A 15,622-nucleotide genomic window follows, 5' to 3' on the forward strand; every position below is an offset into this window, starting at 1 on the left:
CCCCAAGCCCGTTCCAGATGCCGCCGAGGCTGGCCAGACTGCCCAGCGTGCCCAGACCGGTCTCGGCGCGCGGCGCGAACACCTCGACACCGACCGCCGCCGCCGTCGGTAACGGCGGACCCAGCGCCGAGGCCACCAGCCACGGCAGCGCCCCCGCCACCGCAACAGCGCACGTCACCGCCGCGCACAGCCGGCGGGACCGTCCCTCACCCGGTGCGGCCACGCACACCAGGGCCACCGTCGCGGCCAGCAGCAGACCGGTCGGCGTCAGCCCGGCCAGCGCGATCCAGAACATCAGCCGGAAGAATCCGGCACGGCCGCCCGTCGATCGCAGTCCCAGCATGGCCGCGGCCACCCACGGCAGGCAGCCGTAGCCGAGCAGCAGGCTCCAATGCCCCTGCAACAACCGTTCGGCGACATAGGGATTCCACGCCGCCAGCGTGGCCGCGACGAATTCACCCGCGCTACCGGCGTCGGGCAGCACCGCGGCCGTCAGCCGGGCCGCCCCCCAGCCGGCCAGCCACAGGCCGAGCACCAGCAGCGCCTTGACCACCAGGCCGCCGTCGATCCATCCGGAGGCCAGGGCCACCGCGAAATCCTGCGGTGTGGCGCGCGGCGCGGCCGTCAAACCGAGCGCGGTATCGGACAGGTAGGACCGCGGTGTGGAAACAGCGTCGCGGAGCAGCAGATACCCGGGCCGCAGCACCGGCGCCACCACCAGCAACGCCAGCATCAACGCGTACGCCGGCGGGGCAGGTCTGGCCCGCAAGGGGGTTAACCCCGTTCGGGTGGGCCGGAGGTCGGGGAGCTGGGCGACCCGGAATCCGGCTTCGGCGCGGCGGCGGACGGCTCGCCGGATTTCGGCTTCGGTGCGGCGGCGCCGGCCGGCTTGGCCTTTGCCGGCGATCCGGGGCGTTGCGAGGGTATTTTCTCCGTCACCGCCTCGGCGCCCGGCACCGGCGGTTCGAGTCCGGCGCGGCGCAGGAACTCGGTGTCGTCGCGATCCAGGCCGGGATCGGTCAGCGCGCTTTCGGTGCGCAGGCTGAACGACGCCAGCACCGCGCCGCCGACCAGTGCGATCAGGCCGATCGCGGTGAAGGTGATCGGCAGTACCCGCGACCACAGCGCCAGCCGGTCGCGCTCGTCGCGTGCGGCGTTGACCTGGGATTCGATGGTGCCCTCGGTGGAGGTGACCTGGTATTCGGTCAGCGTCACCTCGGGCGCCTTGGGATCCCGCGCATAGTAGTGGTGCGCCCGATCGGTTTCCTTGACGATGGTGCCCGACACCGGATCCACCCAGAAGGTCCGCTGGGCGGTGTAGTACCGCGTCATGGTGATCTGTTCGTCCGGTTCGCCGGGGACGCCCCACATAGCGGCACTCGCGGTGACCTTCGCGTCATCCTCGCTGGCGTACAGCGAGGGGTACTCGATGGGAGCCACCGGCTTGCCGTGGGAGTCGACGCCCACGTTCTGGGTGAACCGATAGGTGGTCAGCCCGTTGACGTCCTCTTCGTCTTCGTAGTCGGCGTCGAAGGCCTTCTGCGCGATCGGGTCGAAGTAGGGGTACGTGATGCGCTCGGTGTGGTACGGGAACCGGTAGGACAGGCCCTCGTGGCGAAGCGGGATCGGGGACGGCGGGCTTTCGTCGTCGAGTTCGCGGGGCCGTTGCACCGAACCGCCCGGATGGGTGTCGTCGGCGATCGCCACCGCCGTTCGGCGGTTGAGCGTCACGGTGTCCACGCTGGCCAGCAGCAGCCCGCTGTCCTTCTGCTTGTCTCCGCGCCGCAGCGACGATCCGACTTGCAGGGTGACCACCTTGGCGTTGGCCGGATACTCGACGGTGACCTGCTGCTGGGAGACCAGGGGAACATCCGGGTCGATCACAAAGTGGTCGCCGGACAGCGATGCGGAATCCAGTGCGGTTCCGTTGCCCTCGCTGATCAGCATGGTGTCGATGTTGAGCGGGACTTTGGCGATCCTGTTGCTGGTGTAGGTCGACAGCAGCAGTGCGGCGATCAGCAGGGCGGCTCCGAGTCCGATTGTTCCGCATGCGGCGATACGCAACATGACTGCTCGGTTCACGTTGCCGTGACCTCCTTCTGGCCGTGCATCGGTCCTTCTGGCCGTGAATTCATCGGAGTCAAGTCGGTCGCCGACCCTCTCCAGACCAGGCAGCGAGGCGAACCGGTTCGACCCTAACAGCAGACTCTATTGACTCGGCTAAGAATCTAGCCGTCCCCGCGCGCCGCCACCGGCGCGCCCGATTCACCGGCGGCCCGCCCAGGCAGACTGGGCTGTGTGACCGATACCGCGCAGGTGGGAGGCGCCCGCAGTTTTCTGCCCGCCGTCGAGGGTATGCGCGCCTGCGCCGCGGTGGGCGTGGTCGTCACGCACGCTGCATTCCAGACCGGGCACGCCAGCGGGGCGGATGGCCGGTTGTTCGGACGTTTCGACCTGGCGGTCGCGGTGTTCTTCGCGCTGTCGGGCTTTTTGCTGTGGCGCGGGCACGCGGCGGCCGCCCGGAAACTGGCGGCCCGCCCGCGGACCGGTCACTATCTACGCTCCCGGGTGGTGCGGATCATGCCCGCCTACCTTGTCGCGGTGGCGGTGATCCTGACCCTGCTGCCCGCGGCGGTACACGCCAGCCCGACCGTGTGGCTGGCCAACCTCACACTCACTCAGATCTATGTGCCGTTGACGCTGACCGCCGGGCTCACCCAGATGTGGAGCCTGTCGGTGGAGGTGGCCTTCTACCTGGCGCTGCCGATTCTGGCGCTGCTGGCACGCCGGCTCCCGGTTGGTGCGCGTGCCGGCGCCATTGCCGTCCTGGGTGCTACGAGCCTTGCGTGGGGCTGGCTGCCGGGTGTGCTGCCGGGCGCCGGGTCCGGGGTGAACCCGCTGAACTGGCCGCCGGCGTTCTTCTCCTGGTTCGCCGCCGGGATGGTACTGGCCGAATTGGTGCACAGCCCGATCGGGTGGGTGCACAGATTGTCCCGGCGGCGAATTCCCATGGCTGCGATCGCGGTGGGGGCCTACCTGGTGGCGGCGTCACCGCCAGCCGGACCCGCCGGTTTGGCGCCGGGCACCGCCGCGCAGTTCTCGGTGAAGACCGCGATGGGTGCGGTGCTGGCGTTCGCCCTGGTGGCGCCGCTGGTGCTGGACCGCCCGGACACCGCGCACCGGACATTGGGCAGCCGGCCGATGGTGACCCTGGGCCGCTGGTCCTACGGGTTGTTCATCTGGCACCTGGCCGCGTTGGACATGGCGTTTCCGGTATTGGGCATCTTCGCCTTCAACGGTCACCTGCCGGCGGTGCTGGTGCTGACGCTGGTGCTGGGCACCGCGATCGCCGCGGTGAGCTACGCGCTGGTCGAGTCGCCGTGCCGGGAGGCGTTGCGCCGCTGGGAGAAACGGGAGAAACCAGGCGAGTCGGCCGGGGCCGACGCCGAAGCCGACGCGATCGCGCCGTGAGCTTCGCGGAGCTATGCCGGGGACACGTTGATCACCAGCGCGGTGATGTTGTCCGGCCCGCCGCCCTCCCGGGCCGCGGCGATCAGGGCGGCGCAGGCGTAGCCGGGCGCGGGGTTCGCGTCCAGAATCTGCCCGAGTTCGGGCTCCTTGACCACGCCGTGCAGGCCGTCACTGCACAGCAGGATGCGGTCGCCGGGGTGCAGGTCCACCGCGTTGGCGTCGGCGCGCGCGGGCGGCTGCATCCCCACGTACTTGGTGACGACGCTGCGCGCCATGTGCCTGCCGGTGTCGGCCGCGTCGACCTGATGGGCGTCGACCAGCGCCTGGACCAGCGTGTGGTCGCGGGTCAGCCGATGCAGTTGGCCGTCGCGGCGCAGATAGGCGCGGCTGTCGCCCAGGTGCGCCAGCAGCGCACGGGAGTCCCCGACGACCACGGCCACCAGGGTGCTGTTGGCGCCGGCGAACCGGTCATCGGTCTGCGCCCGGGAGTACAGGTCGTCGGAGAGTTCGGAAACCGCGCGGGCCAGGTGTTCGGGTGCGTCCGCACCACCGCGTCGGTCAAGCGGCAGGTGATGGTCGACGTAGCTGGGCAGGATGTCGACCATCGTCTGCGCGGCCAGGGCGCCGTCGCGGCTGCCCCCCACGCCGTCGGCGACCATGAACAGACACTGGGAGTCATCGGCGCCCCAGCGGTCCTGATTCTGCGATCGCTGGCAGCCGGTGTCGCTCAGGGCCGAATACTCCAGGGTGTACATGGTCTAAGTCTGCAACGCCGCGACGGCCGGGTCACGTCGCGGCGTCCCCGGGGGCCGTGCCCGGCTGCGAAATCCGAATTGCACTGAATGCGACCCTCACCGGTAGGCGCCCTGGCGTTCGAAGATGCGGCGCGGATTGTCGACGAGCATGGAGTGTATCTGTTCATCGGTGACGCCGCGTTGCTTGAGTGCGGGCAGCACGTCGTTGTGGATGTGCAGGTAGTGCCAGTTGGGGGCGGCTATCGGCATGAGCTCTTCGGGCAGTGCGTCGAAGTAGCAGCTGGCGTCGTGGGAGAGCACCATCTTGTCGGCGTGGCCGCGCTCGCACATGGTCGCCACGATGTTCACCCGGTCCTCGAACGGTGTGATGATGTCGATGCCGAACCGGTCCATGCCCAGGTAGGAGCCAGCGGCGATCAGCTCTTCGAGGTATCCGGGGTCGGTGCTGTCCCCCGAATGGCCGATGATCACCCGGCTCAGGTCGACGCCTTCCTCGGCGAAGATGCGTTGCTGCTCCAGGCCTCGGCGCAGCCCGGCGTGGGTGTGGGTGGAGATAGGCACGCCGGTGCGCCGGTGCGCCTGGGCGACCGCGCGCAGCACCCGCTCGACACCCGGGGTGATGCCCGGCTCATCGGTGGCGCACTTGAGGATTCCGGCCCGGATGCCGGTGTCGGCGATGCCTTCCTCGATGTCGCGGACGAACATGTCGGTCATGATCTCGGGGCCGTCGAGCTGGGTTCCGGGGCCCTGGAAGTGGAAGCGGAACGGGACGTCGTTGTAGGTGTAGAGCCCGGTGGCGACGACGATGTTGAGTTCGGTGGCCGCCGCCACGCGCGCGATCCGGGGCAGATAGCGGCCCAGCCCGATCACCGTCAGATCGACGATGGTGTCCACCCCGCGGGTTTTGAGTTCGTTGAGCCGGGCGATGGCGTCGGCGACCCGCCGCTCCTCGTCGCCCCACGCCTCGGGGTAGTTCAGTGCGATCTCGGTGGTCATCATGAACACGTGCTCGTGCATGAGGGTGACGCCGAGGTCGGTGGTATCGATGGCCCCGCGGGCGGTGTTCAGTGCTGGCACGAAACCGATGCTAGGTTCCCGGGGTGGTCGACCGACAGGTGTGTACCCCTCCGACCTGTTCCACCGCCGGATTCGGTGCAGTACGGTCGATCCGTCGCCGAATCGAACCCCCCGGGAGCAAACCCTCATGCTGCTCAACCCGAAGAATCTGCAACGCACCTACCCCGAAGCCCGGTCGGCGGAGATCATGGCGGCCACCGTGGACTTCTTCGAGAGCCGCGGCAAGGCCAAGCTCAAGCGGGATGACCACGAACGGCGTTGGTACTCGGAGTTCCTCGACCACGTCGGGCGCAACCGGATCTTCGCGTCGCTGCTGACCCCCGCGGAGTACGGGGCCACCGACCCGGGCTCGGCCTGCCGGTGGGACACCTACCGGATCAGCGAGTTCGCCGAGATCATCGGCTTCTACGGGCTGAGCTACTGGTACCCGTTCCAGGTGACCGCCCTCGGGCTGGGACCGATCTGGATGAGCGACAACGAGGACGCCAAACGCAAGGCCGCCGCCCAACTCGAACAGGGCGAGGTGTTCGCGTTCGGCCTGTCCGAGCAGACCCACGGCGCCGACGTCTACCAGACCGACATGGTGCTGACGCCCGCCGAGCACGGCTGGACGGCCAACGGCGAGAAGTACTACATCGGCAACGGCAATGTGGCGCGGATGGTGTCGACGTTCGGCCGGATCGACTCGGAGCCGGGACAGTCCTCGAAGGACTCCGAATACGTCTTCTTCGCCGCCGACTCCCAGCACGACCGCTACGAGCTGAAGAAGAACGTGGTCAACTCGCAGAACTACGTCTCGAACTACGCGCTGCACGACTACCCGGTCACCGAGGCCGACCTGCTGCACCGCGGCCCCGGCGCCTTCCACGCCGCACTCAACACCGTCAACGTCTGCAAGTACAACCTGGGCTGGGGTGCGGTGGGCATGTGCACCCACGCCTTCTACGAATCCATCACCCACGCGGCCAACCGGCACCTGTACGGCGCCGTCGTCACCGACTTCAGTCACGTGCGCCGGCTGTTCACCGACGCCTACGTGCGGCTGGTCGCGATGCGCATGGTGTGCTCGCGGGCGTCGGACTACATGCGCAGCGCTTCGGCCGACGACCGCCGCTACCTGCTGTACAGCCCGCTGACCAAGGCCAAGGTCACCGGCGAAGGCGAGCGCGTCATCATCGCGCTGTGGGACGTCATCGCCGCCAAGGGCGTGGAGAAGGACACCTTCTTCGAGACGGTGGCCCGCGAAATCGGGCTGCTGCCCAGGCTGGAGGGGACCGTCCACATCAACATCGGGCTGCTGGCCAAGTTCATGCCCAATTTCCTGTTCGCCCCCGACGAGGCACTGCCGGTGATCGGGCGCCGCGACGACGCCGCCGACGACACCTTCCTGTTCAACCAGGGCCCGACCGGCGGCCTGGGCAAGGTGCGCTTCCACGACTGGCGGGTGGCCTTCGAGAGCTACGCGCACCTGCCCAACGTCGCGCTGCTGCGCCAGCAGATCGACGTGCTGGCCGAGATGCTGGCCGCAGCGACCCCGGATGCCGCGCAGCAGAAAGACATCGACTTCGCCTTCGGGGTCGGGCAGATCTTCGCACTGGTGCCCTACGCCCAGCTGATCCTGGAAGAGGCGCCGATGTCGGGTGTGGACGAGGCACTGCTCGACGAGATCTTCTGCCTGCTGGTGCGCGACTTCAACAGCTACGCCGTCGAGCTGCACGACAAGGCCGCCACCACCGGCGAGCAGGCCCGCTTCGCGATGGCGATGATCCGCCGTCCGGACAACGACCCGGCGCGGTACGCCAAGGTCTGGCAGGAACGCATCCTGCCGCTCAACGGGGCCTACCAGATGAACCCGTGATGGCGGCGGCACCAATGGTCGGCGATACCGAGGAGGGCAGGTGCCGACGGTGACCTGGGCCCGGCTGGACCCGGCTCGCCGCGCCGCCGTCCTCCAGGCCGCCGAAGCCGAATTCGGCGCGCACGGCTTCTCCAACGGCAGCCTCAACGTCATAGCCAGGCGGGCCGGTGTCGCCAAGGGCAGCCTGTTCCAGTACTTCGCCGACAAGCGTGACCTCTACGCCTACATCGCCGACATGGGCAGCCAGCGGGTGCGCGATCACATGGGGCGCCTCATCGTCGAACTCGACCCGCAGCGGCCGTTCTTCGACTTCCTCACCGACCTGCTCGACGGCTGGGTCGCCTACTTCGCCGAACATCCCCGCGAGCGCGCCCTGCACGCCGCGGTGACGCTGGAGGTCGACACCGAGGCCCGCATCAGCGTGCGCAGCGTCGTCCACCGGCACTACCTGGAAGTGCTGCGCCCGCTGGTCGGTGACGCTGTGCAGCGCGGCGATCTGCGCCCGGACGCCGACACCGACACGCTGCTGTCGCTGCTGCTGATGATCTTCCCGCACCTGGCGCTGGCACCCTACATGCGCGGCCTGGATCCGATTCTCGGCCTCGACGAGCCGACGCCGGAAAAGCCCGCGCTGGCGGTGCGCCGGCTGGTCGCGGTGCTGGCGGCGGCGTTCTCGCCGGCGAACCCCTAACCGACCCAGATCGTCTTGGCGTTGCAGAACGCCCGGATGCCCAGGCCCGCGAGTTCCCGGCCGTAGCCCGATCGCTTGATCCCGCCGAACCCGAGCTCGGGGTAGGACACCGTCATCCCGTTGATGAAGACCTGCCCGGCCTCGATGTCGTCGATGAAGCGCCGCTGCTCGGCGTCGTCGCCGGTCCAGGCGTTGGACCCCAGCCCGAAGGTGGTCCCGTTGGCGATCTCGATGGCCTCGTCGATGCCGGCCGCGCGGTACATCGAGGCGACGGGGCCGAAGACCTCCTCGGTGTAGAGCGCCATGTTCCGGGTGATGTCGGTGATCACCGTCGGCGGGTAGAACCATCCGGGACCGTCCGGGCGCTTCCCGCCGCAGCGGATCCGCGCGCCTGCGGCGACGGCGTCGTCGACCTGCTGGGCGATCTCATCGCGGCCCGATTCGGTGGCCAGCGGACCCACGTCGGTGTCGGGGTCGGTGGGATCGCCGACCTTGAGTGCTCGCATCTGTTCGACGAACTTGTCGACGAACTCCTCGTAGACATCGGTGTGGACGATGAACCGTTTTGCCGCGATGCAGGATTGGCCGTTGTTCTGCACCCGGCCCTTGACCGCGGCCCGCACCGCGTCGTCGAGGTTCGCCGACGGCATCACGATGAACGGGTCGCTGCCGCCGAGTTCCAGCACGGTCGGCTTGATCTCGTCGCCGCAGATGGCCGCGACCGACTGGCCGGCCGGCTCGCTGCCGGTCAGGGTGGCCGCGGCGACCCGCGGGTCGCGCAGGATGGCTTCGACCGCGCCGGCCGAAACCAGCAGCGTCTGGAAGCAGCCCGGCGGGAAGCCGCCACGGGTGATCACGTCGGACAGATACAACGCGGACTGGGGCACGTTCGAGGCGTGCTTGAGCAGGCCGACGTTGCCGGCCATCAACGCGGGCGCGGCGAACCGGACGGCCTGCCACAGCGGGAAGTTCCACGGCATCACCGCCAGCACCACCCCCATCGGCTGGTAGCGCAGGTAGGCCCTTTTCGCTCCGACCTTCGCCGCCTCGGCCGGCTCGTCGGCGAGGAGCTGTTCGGCGTTCTCGGCGTAGTAGCGGAAACCCTTGGCGCACTTGAGAGCTTCGGCCTTCGCCGAGGCCAGCGTCTTGCCCATCTCCAGGGTCATCATCGCCGCGGTGTCGTCCGCCTCGGCCTCGATCAGGTCCGCGGTGGCATTCGCCCACCCGGCGCGCTGGGCAAAGGTGGTGTTGCGGCGGTAGTCCTGAAAGCAGGCGTAGGCGCGGGCGATCGCGGCCTGCACCTGCTCGCCGGTGTCGGGGGTGAAGGTCTTGACGGTCTCGCCGGTGGCCGGGTTGATGGTGGCGATGGGCACGCTGGCCCTCCTTCAGCTGCTCGTTGGCTCAGTTGGTGGTTTCGGGTACCTCGACGATCACGGCAGTGGCCTTGACGGCGGCCACCGCGATGCTGCCGGGCTCCAGCTTCAATTCCCGCACGGCCTCGGCGCTCATCAGTGAGACGACGGTGTGTGGGCCGCACTGCAGTTCGACCTGGGCCATGACGGAGTCGGCGACCACCCTGGTGACCAGGCCGGCGAAGTGGTTGCGCGCCGAACTACGGACACCGAGCGGATTGGCCGGCGCTGCCGGCGCGTTGCTTCGCCAGAATTCGGCCAGCACATCGCCGGCGATCACCTTCCGTCCGGAGTCGTCGTGTTCGGCCGTCAGCATGCCCTGGTTCACCCACCTGCGGACGGTGTCATCGCTGACGCCGAGCAACTCGGCGGCTTCTCTGATGCGTAGCATCGGCATCGCCGAATTCTAGCGACAATGAGCAATTTCCACCGTGGGCAAGAACCTCGACCGTGCAGACCCATGGTGACCGTGCCGACCCGTCATGACCGTGCCGACCATTCCCGGCAGCGCACAGCGTCGGGAATACGCGGCCGCGTCAGTGTTTCTTGACGACTGCCCGCGGGGCGGTCCGCCAGGCTCGGTGACCGTCGGGATGCTCGGTGGGCGGATCCAGCAGCAACACGCTGCGGCCGTCGAGCAGCACCGGGCGCACCCAGTCGCCCAGATCGATCGGCTCCCCGGGGGCCGGTCGTCGATCGTTGGCGTCGCGAGCGTCATCGAGCGGGATGCGCGCGTGCAGTTCGTCGATGGTGATCTCCCCGGGCAGCTCGAACAGCCCCGGCAGGGTGATGAACATTCCGTCGTCACCCGAAAGGTGCAGCCCCGCACCGGCCAGCGCGCCCAGCACCCCGTCCTGCGTCCCGCCGTGTCCGGACAGATGCACACCGACGGCGGCCGCCAGTTCCCACGCTTGGGCGGTGCGCAGCACCTCCCGCTTTGCCCGCCACCCGAATTCGCTCAGCGCCGAGGTGTCCTCGAGTTTCGCCGGGATCACGACGGCCAGCCCGGGATCGGCATCCGGCGGGCAGACCGTTTCGAGGAACCGCCCGGCCACCCCGATGACCTCGGCCGACACGGCCCGAGGATTCCCGCCGGTGCTGCGCCAGGCCAGGCAGGCGCTGGAATTGTGGGTGGTGTAGGGGATGCGGTCGTCGATCAGCAGCTGGTGGCGGGTGGCGCCGGCCGGTGTTCCCAACCCCGCGGCCGCCAGCACGCCGAGGCGTTCCCGCGCGCGCCGACCGGTTCCGGGGCTGTACAGGTCGTCGGTGTCGTCGATACCGATGAGCATGTCCACACCGGCCAGCGAATGCGTCACGGGTTGACCACCAGTCGGGTGACATCGCGTACCCAACGATTACGCGGGAGGTGACTTCCGGCGAGCTTGAGGGTGTTGCGTCTGGTCACGTTGAGGATCACCGAATCGGTGAGCTCATCGGCGGCCAACGTCTGGGCCGGGTCGCGACCCTCCACCCGCACCGCGTTCGTGTCGCCGGCGCCTGCGGCGTCCAGGACCGACCGAACGGTCGGGCCGGTCTGCGCCTGCGCCCCCCGGGATTGCGGTGTGGCGATCTGGACCTGGGGAAGGCCGCGCAGTTGGTCCAGGCCGAACCGGCCGAGGTCCCGGCCGCGCTGTTCGACGACGAGCTGGGTCGAAACCTCGGATGTCGTGCACCCACCCGTGCCTGCCGCGATGGCAACCAGAACGACGCAACCGGCGACGTCGGCGCCAATCCTTAAACTCCGCATATGCGGTAATTATGCGGGATTGAATTGGTAGGTGCGGAACTGCATCAGGTAATGTGCCGCGTGTGGCGGTTTGGGAGATCGGGCGTCCGATCGAGGGTTTGCCGTCGGCGGTGACCTCGCGCGACACGAATCCGATCCGTGAACTTGCCTTTCCCGTGTTCGCCGTCGTTGCCGCCGTCTACTACGCCGACGTCCGCATTCCGATGGGTCTACCCGGGCACCGGGGTCTGATTTGGCTCACCTTGCTGGTGGCCGTCGCCCTGGCGACCAGGCGCCGCGCGACGGTGCTGGCAGTCGGGGCGGCCACCACGGCGGCGACGATGGCGATGCACATTCCCGGCGGAATATCGGGGCCGCTGGGGTCGGGTAATTTGCGGTATCTGTCCGCGGCGATCCTGCTGTACCTGGTGGCGGGGTTGGCCGCGGTGGGTCGGCACCGGTGGCTGCTCGTGCTCGCCGCGGCGCCGATTCATCTGGTCGCCCTTGTCGACTCGCCGGCGGCAGTGGCCCGGTTTGGCGAGAAGGCGATGTTTCACCTGGGCTTCGGTGTGGTGGCCGGACTACTGGGATTTGCGATCGCGGCCGCAATGGCCGGTGTTCGCCGCGCGGACTGACACCCGTCCGCGGAGGCGAAGCAACACTTGAGAAGGAGCGCGATGATGAGCGTGCGCGTCGTTCCCGAGGGGCTGGCGGCAACCAGTGCCGTTGTAGAGGCGATCGCCGCCAGGCTGGCCGCCGCCCACGCGGCAGCCGCCCCGCTGGTCTCAGCGGTGGCTGCTCCCGCAGCCGACCCGGTCTCGATGCAGGCCGCGCTGGAATTCAGCCTCGAAGGCACCCAGCACCAGGCGGCGGCGGCCACCGGTGTGGAGGTCCTCGACCGTGCCGGCATCGGTGTTGCGCAGGCGGGTGCCGGATACGCGGTAGGCGACGCCGCGGCTGCCTCGTCCTATTCGGTGGGAGGGGGCTGACGGTGCTGGCTCCGCTCTGGATGGCGTCGCCGCCGGAGGTGCACTCGGCGTTGCTGAGCTCGGGCCCCGGACCCGGACCGTTGCTGGCGGCCGCGCAGGCGTGGACGGACCTCGGTGCCGAATACACCGCGGCGGCGACCGAACTGGCCGCGACACTGGCTGACGGGCAACTGGTATGGGAAGGGCCTACCGCGGCGACGTACACCGCGGCCCACGGCCCGTATCTGGAGTGGCTGACGCTGGCCGCTGTCATCAGCGCGGGGCGGGCAGTGCGTCAGGAGGCGGTGGCGGCGGCCTACGTCGCAGCCCTGGCGGCCATGCCGACGTTGCCCGAGTTGGCCGCCAACCACGCGGTTCACGGGGCATTGACCGCTACGAACTTCTTCGGAGTCAACACGATTCCGATCGCGGCCAACGAAGCGGACTATGCACGCATGTGGGTGCAGGCCGCGACCACGATGAGTGCGTATCAGGCGACGACCGAGACCGTCAACGCTGCCGCGGGCGGTGGCGATGGCAGCGGCGGCGGCGATGGCAGTGGCGCCGGCAATGGGGGCGGCGGCGGTCGTGGCCGCGGAGGAGCCGGCAACGGGTTCCGGTTGCCCACGCCCGCGGAAATCTGGGCGTTGATCTTCGGAGCCGACGGTGCGTGGGTAGTCGGCCAGGGGCAACGGAACTGGAGTCCGGAGCAGTATCTGGCGAACCTGCCGAATCTTTTCAACGGCAACTTGATGGCGCTGTCCTATCTGCAAGCGAATCTGCCGCAATTGCTTTCCAACCCAGCGACCTACCCCGTTCTGGCCTCGTACTTCATTGCCTGGCAGACCTATCGGGCGGTCAACTGGACGTTGCGGACGCTGCGTTTTCTCGTGCAGATAGGTTCCTTACTGCTGCCGGCGTTCCTCAACCTTGCCACCGGATACCTGGGAGGCCTGGCCGGCCTGGCGAGCTTGGCGCAGGTGCCGGCGGTGGTGCCGCCCGCTTCGGCACCGGCTCCGATGCCTCCCGCTGTGCCCGCACCGGTATTGGCGCTGGCCGCTCCCGCCCTGGCGCCGGTGCCCGCATCGGCTGTTCCGGTGCCGTCCGCGGCACCGACAGCCCCCGCCCCCGCCGCACCGTCCGCCCCGCCGACAGCCGCCCCTGGAGCGCACGGATTCGGCTACCTGGTCGGCGGACCCGGCGTCGGCCTCGGCTCGACGATGCAGGTCCGCTTGGCCACCCCGGACATCACCTACGACACCGCCGCCGCGACGGCGGCCAGGGCGCCGGCCAACCGGGACGGGTTGCGAACTTCTCGGCGCCGGCGTACGTCGGTCGACCGCCGTCATCGCTATGAATTTCTGGACGCCGACGACCAGTCGGCAATGACCGGGGAACCGACCACTCCGGGGCCGGCAGCGGCGGCCCCGTCGGAACACGGCTCGGGCCCAATGGGTTTTGCCGGGACGGCTTCCGAAGAGAACGCGCGACCGACTGGGTTGACGACCCTCGCCGGCGACGAATACGGCGGCGGCACCAGTGAACCCATGCTGCCGGAAACCTGGCATCCGGGCGAAGTTTACTGACGTCCCTCTTCCCTACCTGAAAGGTATTGTGATAGTGAACTTTTCGATGTTGTCACCAGAAGTGAACTCGGCCTTGATGTATGCGGGTGCGGGTTCTGGGCCGATGGCTCAGGCTGCGGCGGCCTGGGCGGGGTTGGCCGGTGAACTGGGCGTCGCGGCGAGCGCGTTCTCCTCGGTGACCGCCGAGCTCACCGGCCAAGCCTGGCAGGGGCCCGCCGCGACGGCGATGGCCGCTGCCGCAGCACCGTACTCGGCCTTCCTTCAGGCCGCGTCCGCCCGCGCTCTGGGTGCGTCGACTCAGGCAAACGCGGTGGTCAGCACCTTCGAGGCCGCCAAGGCCGCCATGATTCCGCCACCGGCGATCACGGCCAACCGAAATGCGTTCGCGCAGCTGGTGAGCTCGAACTTCCTGGGGCTCAACGGACCGATGATCGCCGCGATGGAAGGCGTCTATGAGGAGTTCTGGGCCGCCGACGTCGCCGCGATGTTCGGCTACCACGGCGGGGCGTCGGCGGCTGCGGCGCAGCTCTCGTCATGGCAGGACTCCCTGCGGGGCATACCTGTTATCGGCGAACTGTTCGGCGGACCGGCGGCCGGCACTGCCGCTGCCGACTCGCCCAACGTGGGTGCGGGAAACAAGGGCGGTGGCAACCTGGGTGTGGGCAACACCGGCGACAACAACGTGGGTTCGGGAAACCATGGTGACACCAACTTCGGCAGCGGCAACACCGGTTTCGAAAACGTCGGCTCGGGCAACACCGGCAGCATCAATGTCGGAGCGGGTAACACCGGTAACCAGAACTTTGGGTCCGGCAACACCGGACTTCTCAACGTCGGGTCGGGCAACTTCGGTGACGGCAACTTCGGCGGCGGCAACCGGGGCGACTCCAACGTCGGCTCGGGCAATATCGGCAGCGGCAACTACGGCAGCGGTAACCGCGGCAACTGGAACGTCGGCCTCGGAAACGCGGGTCTGGGGTTGGATCCGGGCAACAACAACTTCGGGTTCGGCAATACCGGGAGTTTCAATATCGGCTTCGGCAACACCGGCAACGGCAACATCGGCTTCGGGCTCACCGGCGACAATCAGGTCGGGTTCGGCGGCCTCAACTCAGGGCTGAACAACACCGGGCTGTTCAACTCCGGTGACAACAACCTCGGTTTCTTCAACTCCGGTGACAACAACGTCGGCTTCTTCAACTCCGGCGACGGCAACGCCGGCTTCGCCAACGCCGGCGACCTCAACACAGGTTTCTTCAACTCGGGCAGCATCAACACCGGGATCGCCAACTCCAGTCACCTGAATGCGGGCCTGTTCAACTCCGGTGACGGCAGCAACGCCGGCAGCTTCAACTCGGGTCTCGGACGCAACAACGGTGACTTCAACTCCGGCGCCGGGCAGAACATGGGCTCCTTCAACTCCGGTGCCGGCAGGAACTTCGGCCTGTTCAACTCGGGAGCCGAGATCGGAGGCAACACCGGCCTGTTCAACTCGGGCAACGTCAACACCGGTATGGGCAATGCCGGCGATACCAACACCGGCGGATTCAATTCCGGCAACGTCAACACCGGCTTTGGCAGCGCCATCGACGTCGATGCGCCGAACTCCGGTTTCGGGAACTCGGGCACCGGAGCCTCGGGCTTCTACAACGTCAGCAACGGTCACACCTCGGGCTTCTACAACAACACCGCTAGCGGTGGCGGTGGTGGTGGCGGTGGCGGTGGTGGTGGTGGTGGCGGCGGTGGCAAGGGCGGTGGCGGGTCCACCCCACCTCCGGTTACGGCCGGCTTCTACAACACCAGCGGGAAAGCCGGCAACGTCGGGATCGCCAACACCGGCATGCGCAACGTGGGCATCGTCAACTACGGCTTCCAGAACACCGGATTCGGGAACACCGGGGGCAACTCGACCGGCGACGGCAACAGTGTGGGCTTCGACAACGCCGGGTTCTCCAGCTCGGGAATCGGAAACCAGGGTGACTTCAGCTCCGGCGGGTTCAAGAGTGTGAGCCGGCAGGCCGGCTTCTTCTTCTAGGCCACCGCTGAGCCCCCTCCAGTGTTCACTCTGCGCCGGTGGC

Annotated in this window: 14 protein-coding genes and 1 pseudogene; 7 read left to right on the plus strand and 8 right to left on the minus strand. The window is 68.4% G+C overall.

Annotated elements, in window-relative coordinates:
- Together ACK5M9_RS05905 and ACK5M9_RS05910 are read right to left on the minus strand one after the other, a co-directional pair.
- Positions 1–733, minus strand: a pseudogene (locus ACK5M9_RS05905) (hypothetical protein); the annotation flags it as partial.
- Positions 734–774: 41 nt separating this feature from the next.
- Entirely contained in the window at positions 775–2,082 is a 1,308-nt protein-coding gene (locus ACK5M9_RS05910; RefSeq protein WP_416892251.1) for a DUF3068 domain-containing protein, read from the minus strand.
- Positions 2,083–2,355: 273 nt separating this feature from the next.
- On the opposite strand from ACK5M9_RS05910, the gene ACK5M9_RS05915 reads away from it, so the two are divergent.
- Positions 2,356–3,471: an acyltransferase family protein gene (locus ACK5M9_RS05915; protein WP_416892299.1), complete on the plus strand. Its 1,116-nt coding sequence runs from the start codon at positions 2,356–2,358 to the stop codon at positions 3,469–3,471.
- Between the two features lie 11 nt (positions 3,472–3,482).
- Here the strand turns inward: ACK5M9_RS05915 and ACK5M9_RS05920 are convergent, their stop codons facing one another.
- Both ACK5M9_RS05920 and ACK5M9_RS05925 read right to left on the minus strand, forming a co-directional pair.
- A complete protein-coding gene (locus ACK5M9_RS05920; RefSeq protein ID WP_416892252.1) occupies positions 3,483–4,226 on the minus strand; it encodes a PP2C family protein-serine/threonine phosphatase in 744 nt (247 codons plus the stop codon).
- A 96-nt stretch (positions 4,227–4,322) separates the two neighbouring features.
- Positions 4,323–5,303 carry a phosphotriesterase-related protein gene (locus ACK5M9_RS05925; RefSeq protein WP_416892253.1) on the minus strand — a complete coding sequence of 327 codons (981 nt, stop codon included), beginning with the start codon at positions 5,301–5,303 and terminating at the stop codon, positions 4,323–4,325.
- 127 nt (positions 5,304–5,430) lie between these two features.
- Here ACK5M9_RS05925 and ACK5M9_RS05930 point away from each other — a divergent pair, with 127 nt between their 5' ends.
- Together ACK5M9_RS05930 and ACK5M9_RS05935 are read left to right on the plus strand one after the other, a co-directional pair.
- Complete coding sequence (locus tag ACK5M9_RS05930; RefSeq protein ID WP_416892254.1) at positions 5,431–7,161, plus strand: acyl-CoA dehydrogenase family protein; 1,731 nt, start codon at positions 5,431–5,433, stop codon at positions 7,159–7,161.
- A gap of 40 nt (positions 7,162–7,201) precedes the next feature.
- Positions 7,202–7,852 (plus strand): TetR/AcrR family transcriptional regulator, encoded by a 651-nt coding sequence (locus tag ACK5M9_RS05935; RefSeq protein WP_416892255.1) that lies wholly within the window; start codon positions 7,202–7,204, stop codon positions 7,850–7,852.
- Here the strand turns inward: ACK5M9_RS05935 and ACK5M9_RS05940 are convergent.
- The 4 genes from ACK5M9_RS05940 to ACK5M9_RS05955 all read right to left on the minus strand — a co-directional run bounded on the left by ACK5M9_RS05940 (position 7,849) and on the right by ACK5M9_RS05955 (position 11,011).
- Positions 7,849–9,225 (minus strand): NADP-dependent succinic semialdehyde dehydrogenase, encoded by a 1,377-nt coding sequence (locus ACK5M9_RS05940; protein ID WP_416892256.1) that lies wholly within the window; start codon positions 9,223–9,225, stop codon positions 7,849–7,851. The genes ACK5M9_RS05935 and ACK5M9_RS05940 overlap by 4 nt on opposite strands.
- 28 nt (positions 9,226–9,253) lie before the next feature.
- On the minus strand, positions 9,254–9,661 hold the full coding sequence (locus ACK5M9_RS05945) for a TOBE domain-containing protein (RefSeq protein ID WP_416892257.1): 408 nt from the start codon (positions 9,659–9,661) through the stop codon (positions 9,254–9,256).
- A 139-nt stretch (positions 9,662–9,800) separates the two neighbouring features.
- Positions 9,801–10,553 (minus strand): hypothetical protein, encoded by a 753-nt coding sequence (locus ACK5M9_RS05950; protein WP_416892300.1) that lies wholly within the window; start codon positions 10,551–10,553, stop codon positions 9,801–9,803.
- Positions 10,554–10,576: 23 nt separating this feature from the next.
- The gene (locus ACK5M9_RS05955) at positions 10,577–11,011 is read right to left on the minus strand and encodes a hypothetical protein (RefSeq protein ID WP_416892258.1); all 435 of its coding nucleotides are present in this window, start codon (positions 11,009–11,011) and stop codon (positions 10,577–10,579) included.
- 62 nt (positions 11,012–11,073) lie between these two features.
- Here ACK5M9_RS05955 and ACK5M9_RS05960 point away from each other — a divergent pair, with 62 nt between their 5' ends.
- Genes ACK5M9_RS05960 through ACK5M9_RS05975 form a run of 4 tightly spaced genes read left to right on the plus strand, consistent with a single transcriptional unit; the run spans position 11,074 to position 15,579 of the window.
- Positions 11,074–11,625 (plus strand): hypothetical protein, encoded by a 552-nt coding sequence (locus ACK5M9_RS05960; RefSeq protein ID WP_416892259.1) that lies wholly within the window; start codon positions 11,074–11,076, stop codon positions 11,623–11,625.
- Positions 11,626–11,670: 45 nt separating this feature from the next.
- Entirely contained in the window at positions 11,671–11,979 is a 309-nt protein-coding gene (locus tag ACK5M9_RS05965) for a PE domain-containing protein (RefSeq protein WP_416892260.1), read from the plus strand.
- 20 nt (positions 11,980–11,999) lie between these two features.
- The gene (locus ACK5M9_RS05970) at positions 12,000–13,544 is read left to right on the plus strand and encodes a PPE family protein (RefSeq protein WP_416892301.1); all 1,545 of its coding nucleotides are present in this window, start codon (positions 12,000–12,002) and stop codon (positions 13,542–13,544) included.
- A 34-nt stretch (positions 13,545–13,578) separates the two neighbouring features.
- A complete protein-coding gene (locus tag ACK5M9_RS05975) occupies positions 13,579–15,579 on the plus strand; it encodes a PPE family protein (protein ID WP_416892261.1) in 2,001 nt (666 codons plus the stop codon).
- Positions 15,580–15,622: the final 43 nt, after the last annotated feature.

Origin of the sequence: Mycobacterium sp. (assembly GCF_047975165.1) — a bacterium.
GTDB lineage: Bacteria > Actinomycetota > Actinomycetes > Mycobacteriales > Mycobacteriaceae > Mycobacterium.

Coding starts and splice junctions, on each gene's coding strand:
- ACK5M9_RS05915 (WP_416892299.1), top strand. CDS start 2,356: ATGCGCGCCTGCGCCGCGGTGGGCGTGGTCGTCACGCACGCTGCATTC.
- ACK5M9_RS05920 (WP_416892252.1), bottom strand. CDS start 4,226: ATGTACACCCTGGAGTATTCGGCCCTGAGCGACACCGGCTGCCAGCGA.
- ACK5M9_RS05930 (WP_416892254.1), top strand. CDS start 5,431: ATGCTGCTCAACCCGAAGAATCTGCAACGCACCTACCCCGAAGCCCGG.
- ACK5M9_RS05945 (WP_416892257.1), bottom strand. CDS start 9,661: ATGCCGATGCTACGCATCAGAGAAGCCGCCGAGTTGCTCGGCGTCAGC.
- ACK5M9_RS05950 (WP_416892300.1), bottom strand. CDS start 10,553: ATGCTCATCGGTATCGACGACACCGACGACCTGTACAGCCCCGGAACC.
- ACK5M9_RS05955 (WP_416892258.1), bottom strand. CDS start 11,011: ATGCGGAGTTTAAGGATTGGCGCCGACGTCGCCGGTTGCGTCGTTCTG.
- ACK5M9_RS05965 (WP_416892260.1), top strand. CDS start 11,671: ATGAGCGTGCGCGTCGTTCCCGAGGGGCTGGCGGCAACCAGTGCCGTT.
- ACK5M9_RS05970 (WP_416892301.1), top strand. CDS start 12,000: ATGGCGTCGCCGCCGGAGGTGCACTCGGCGTTGCTGAGCTCGGGCCCC.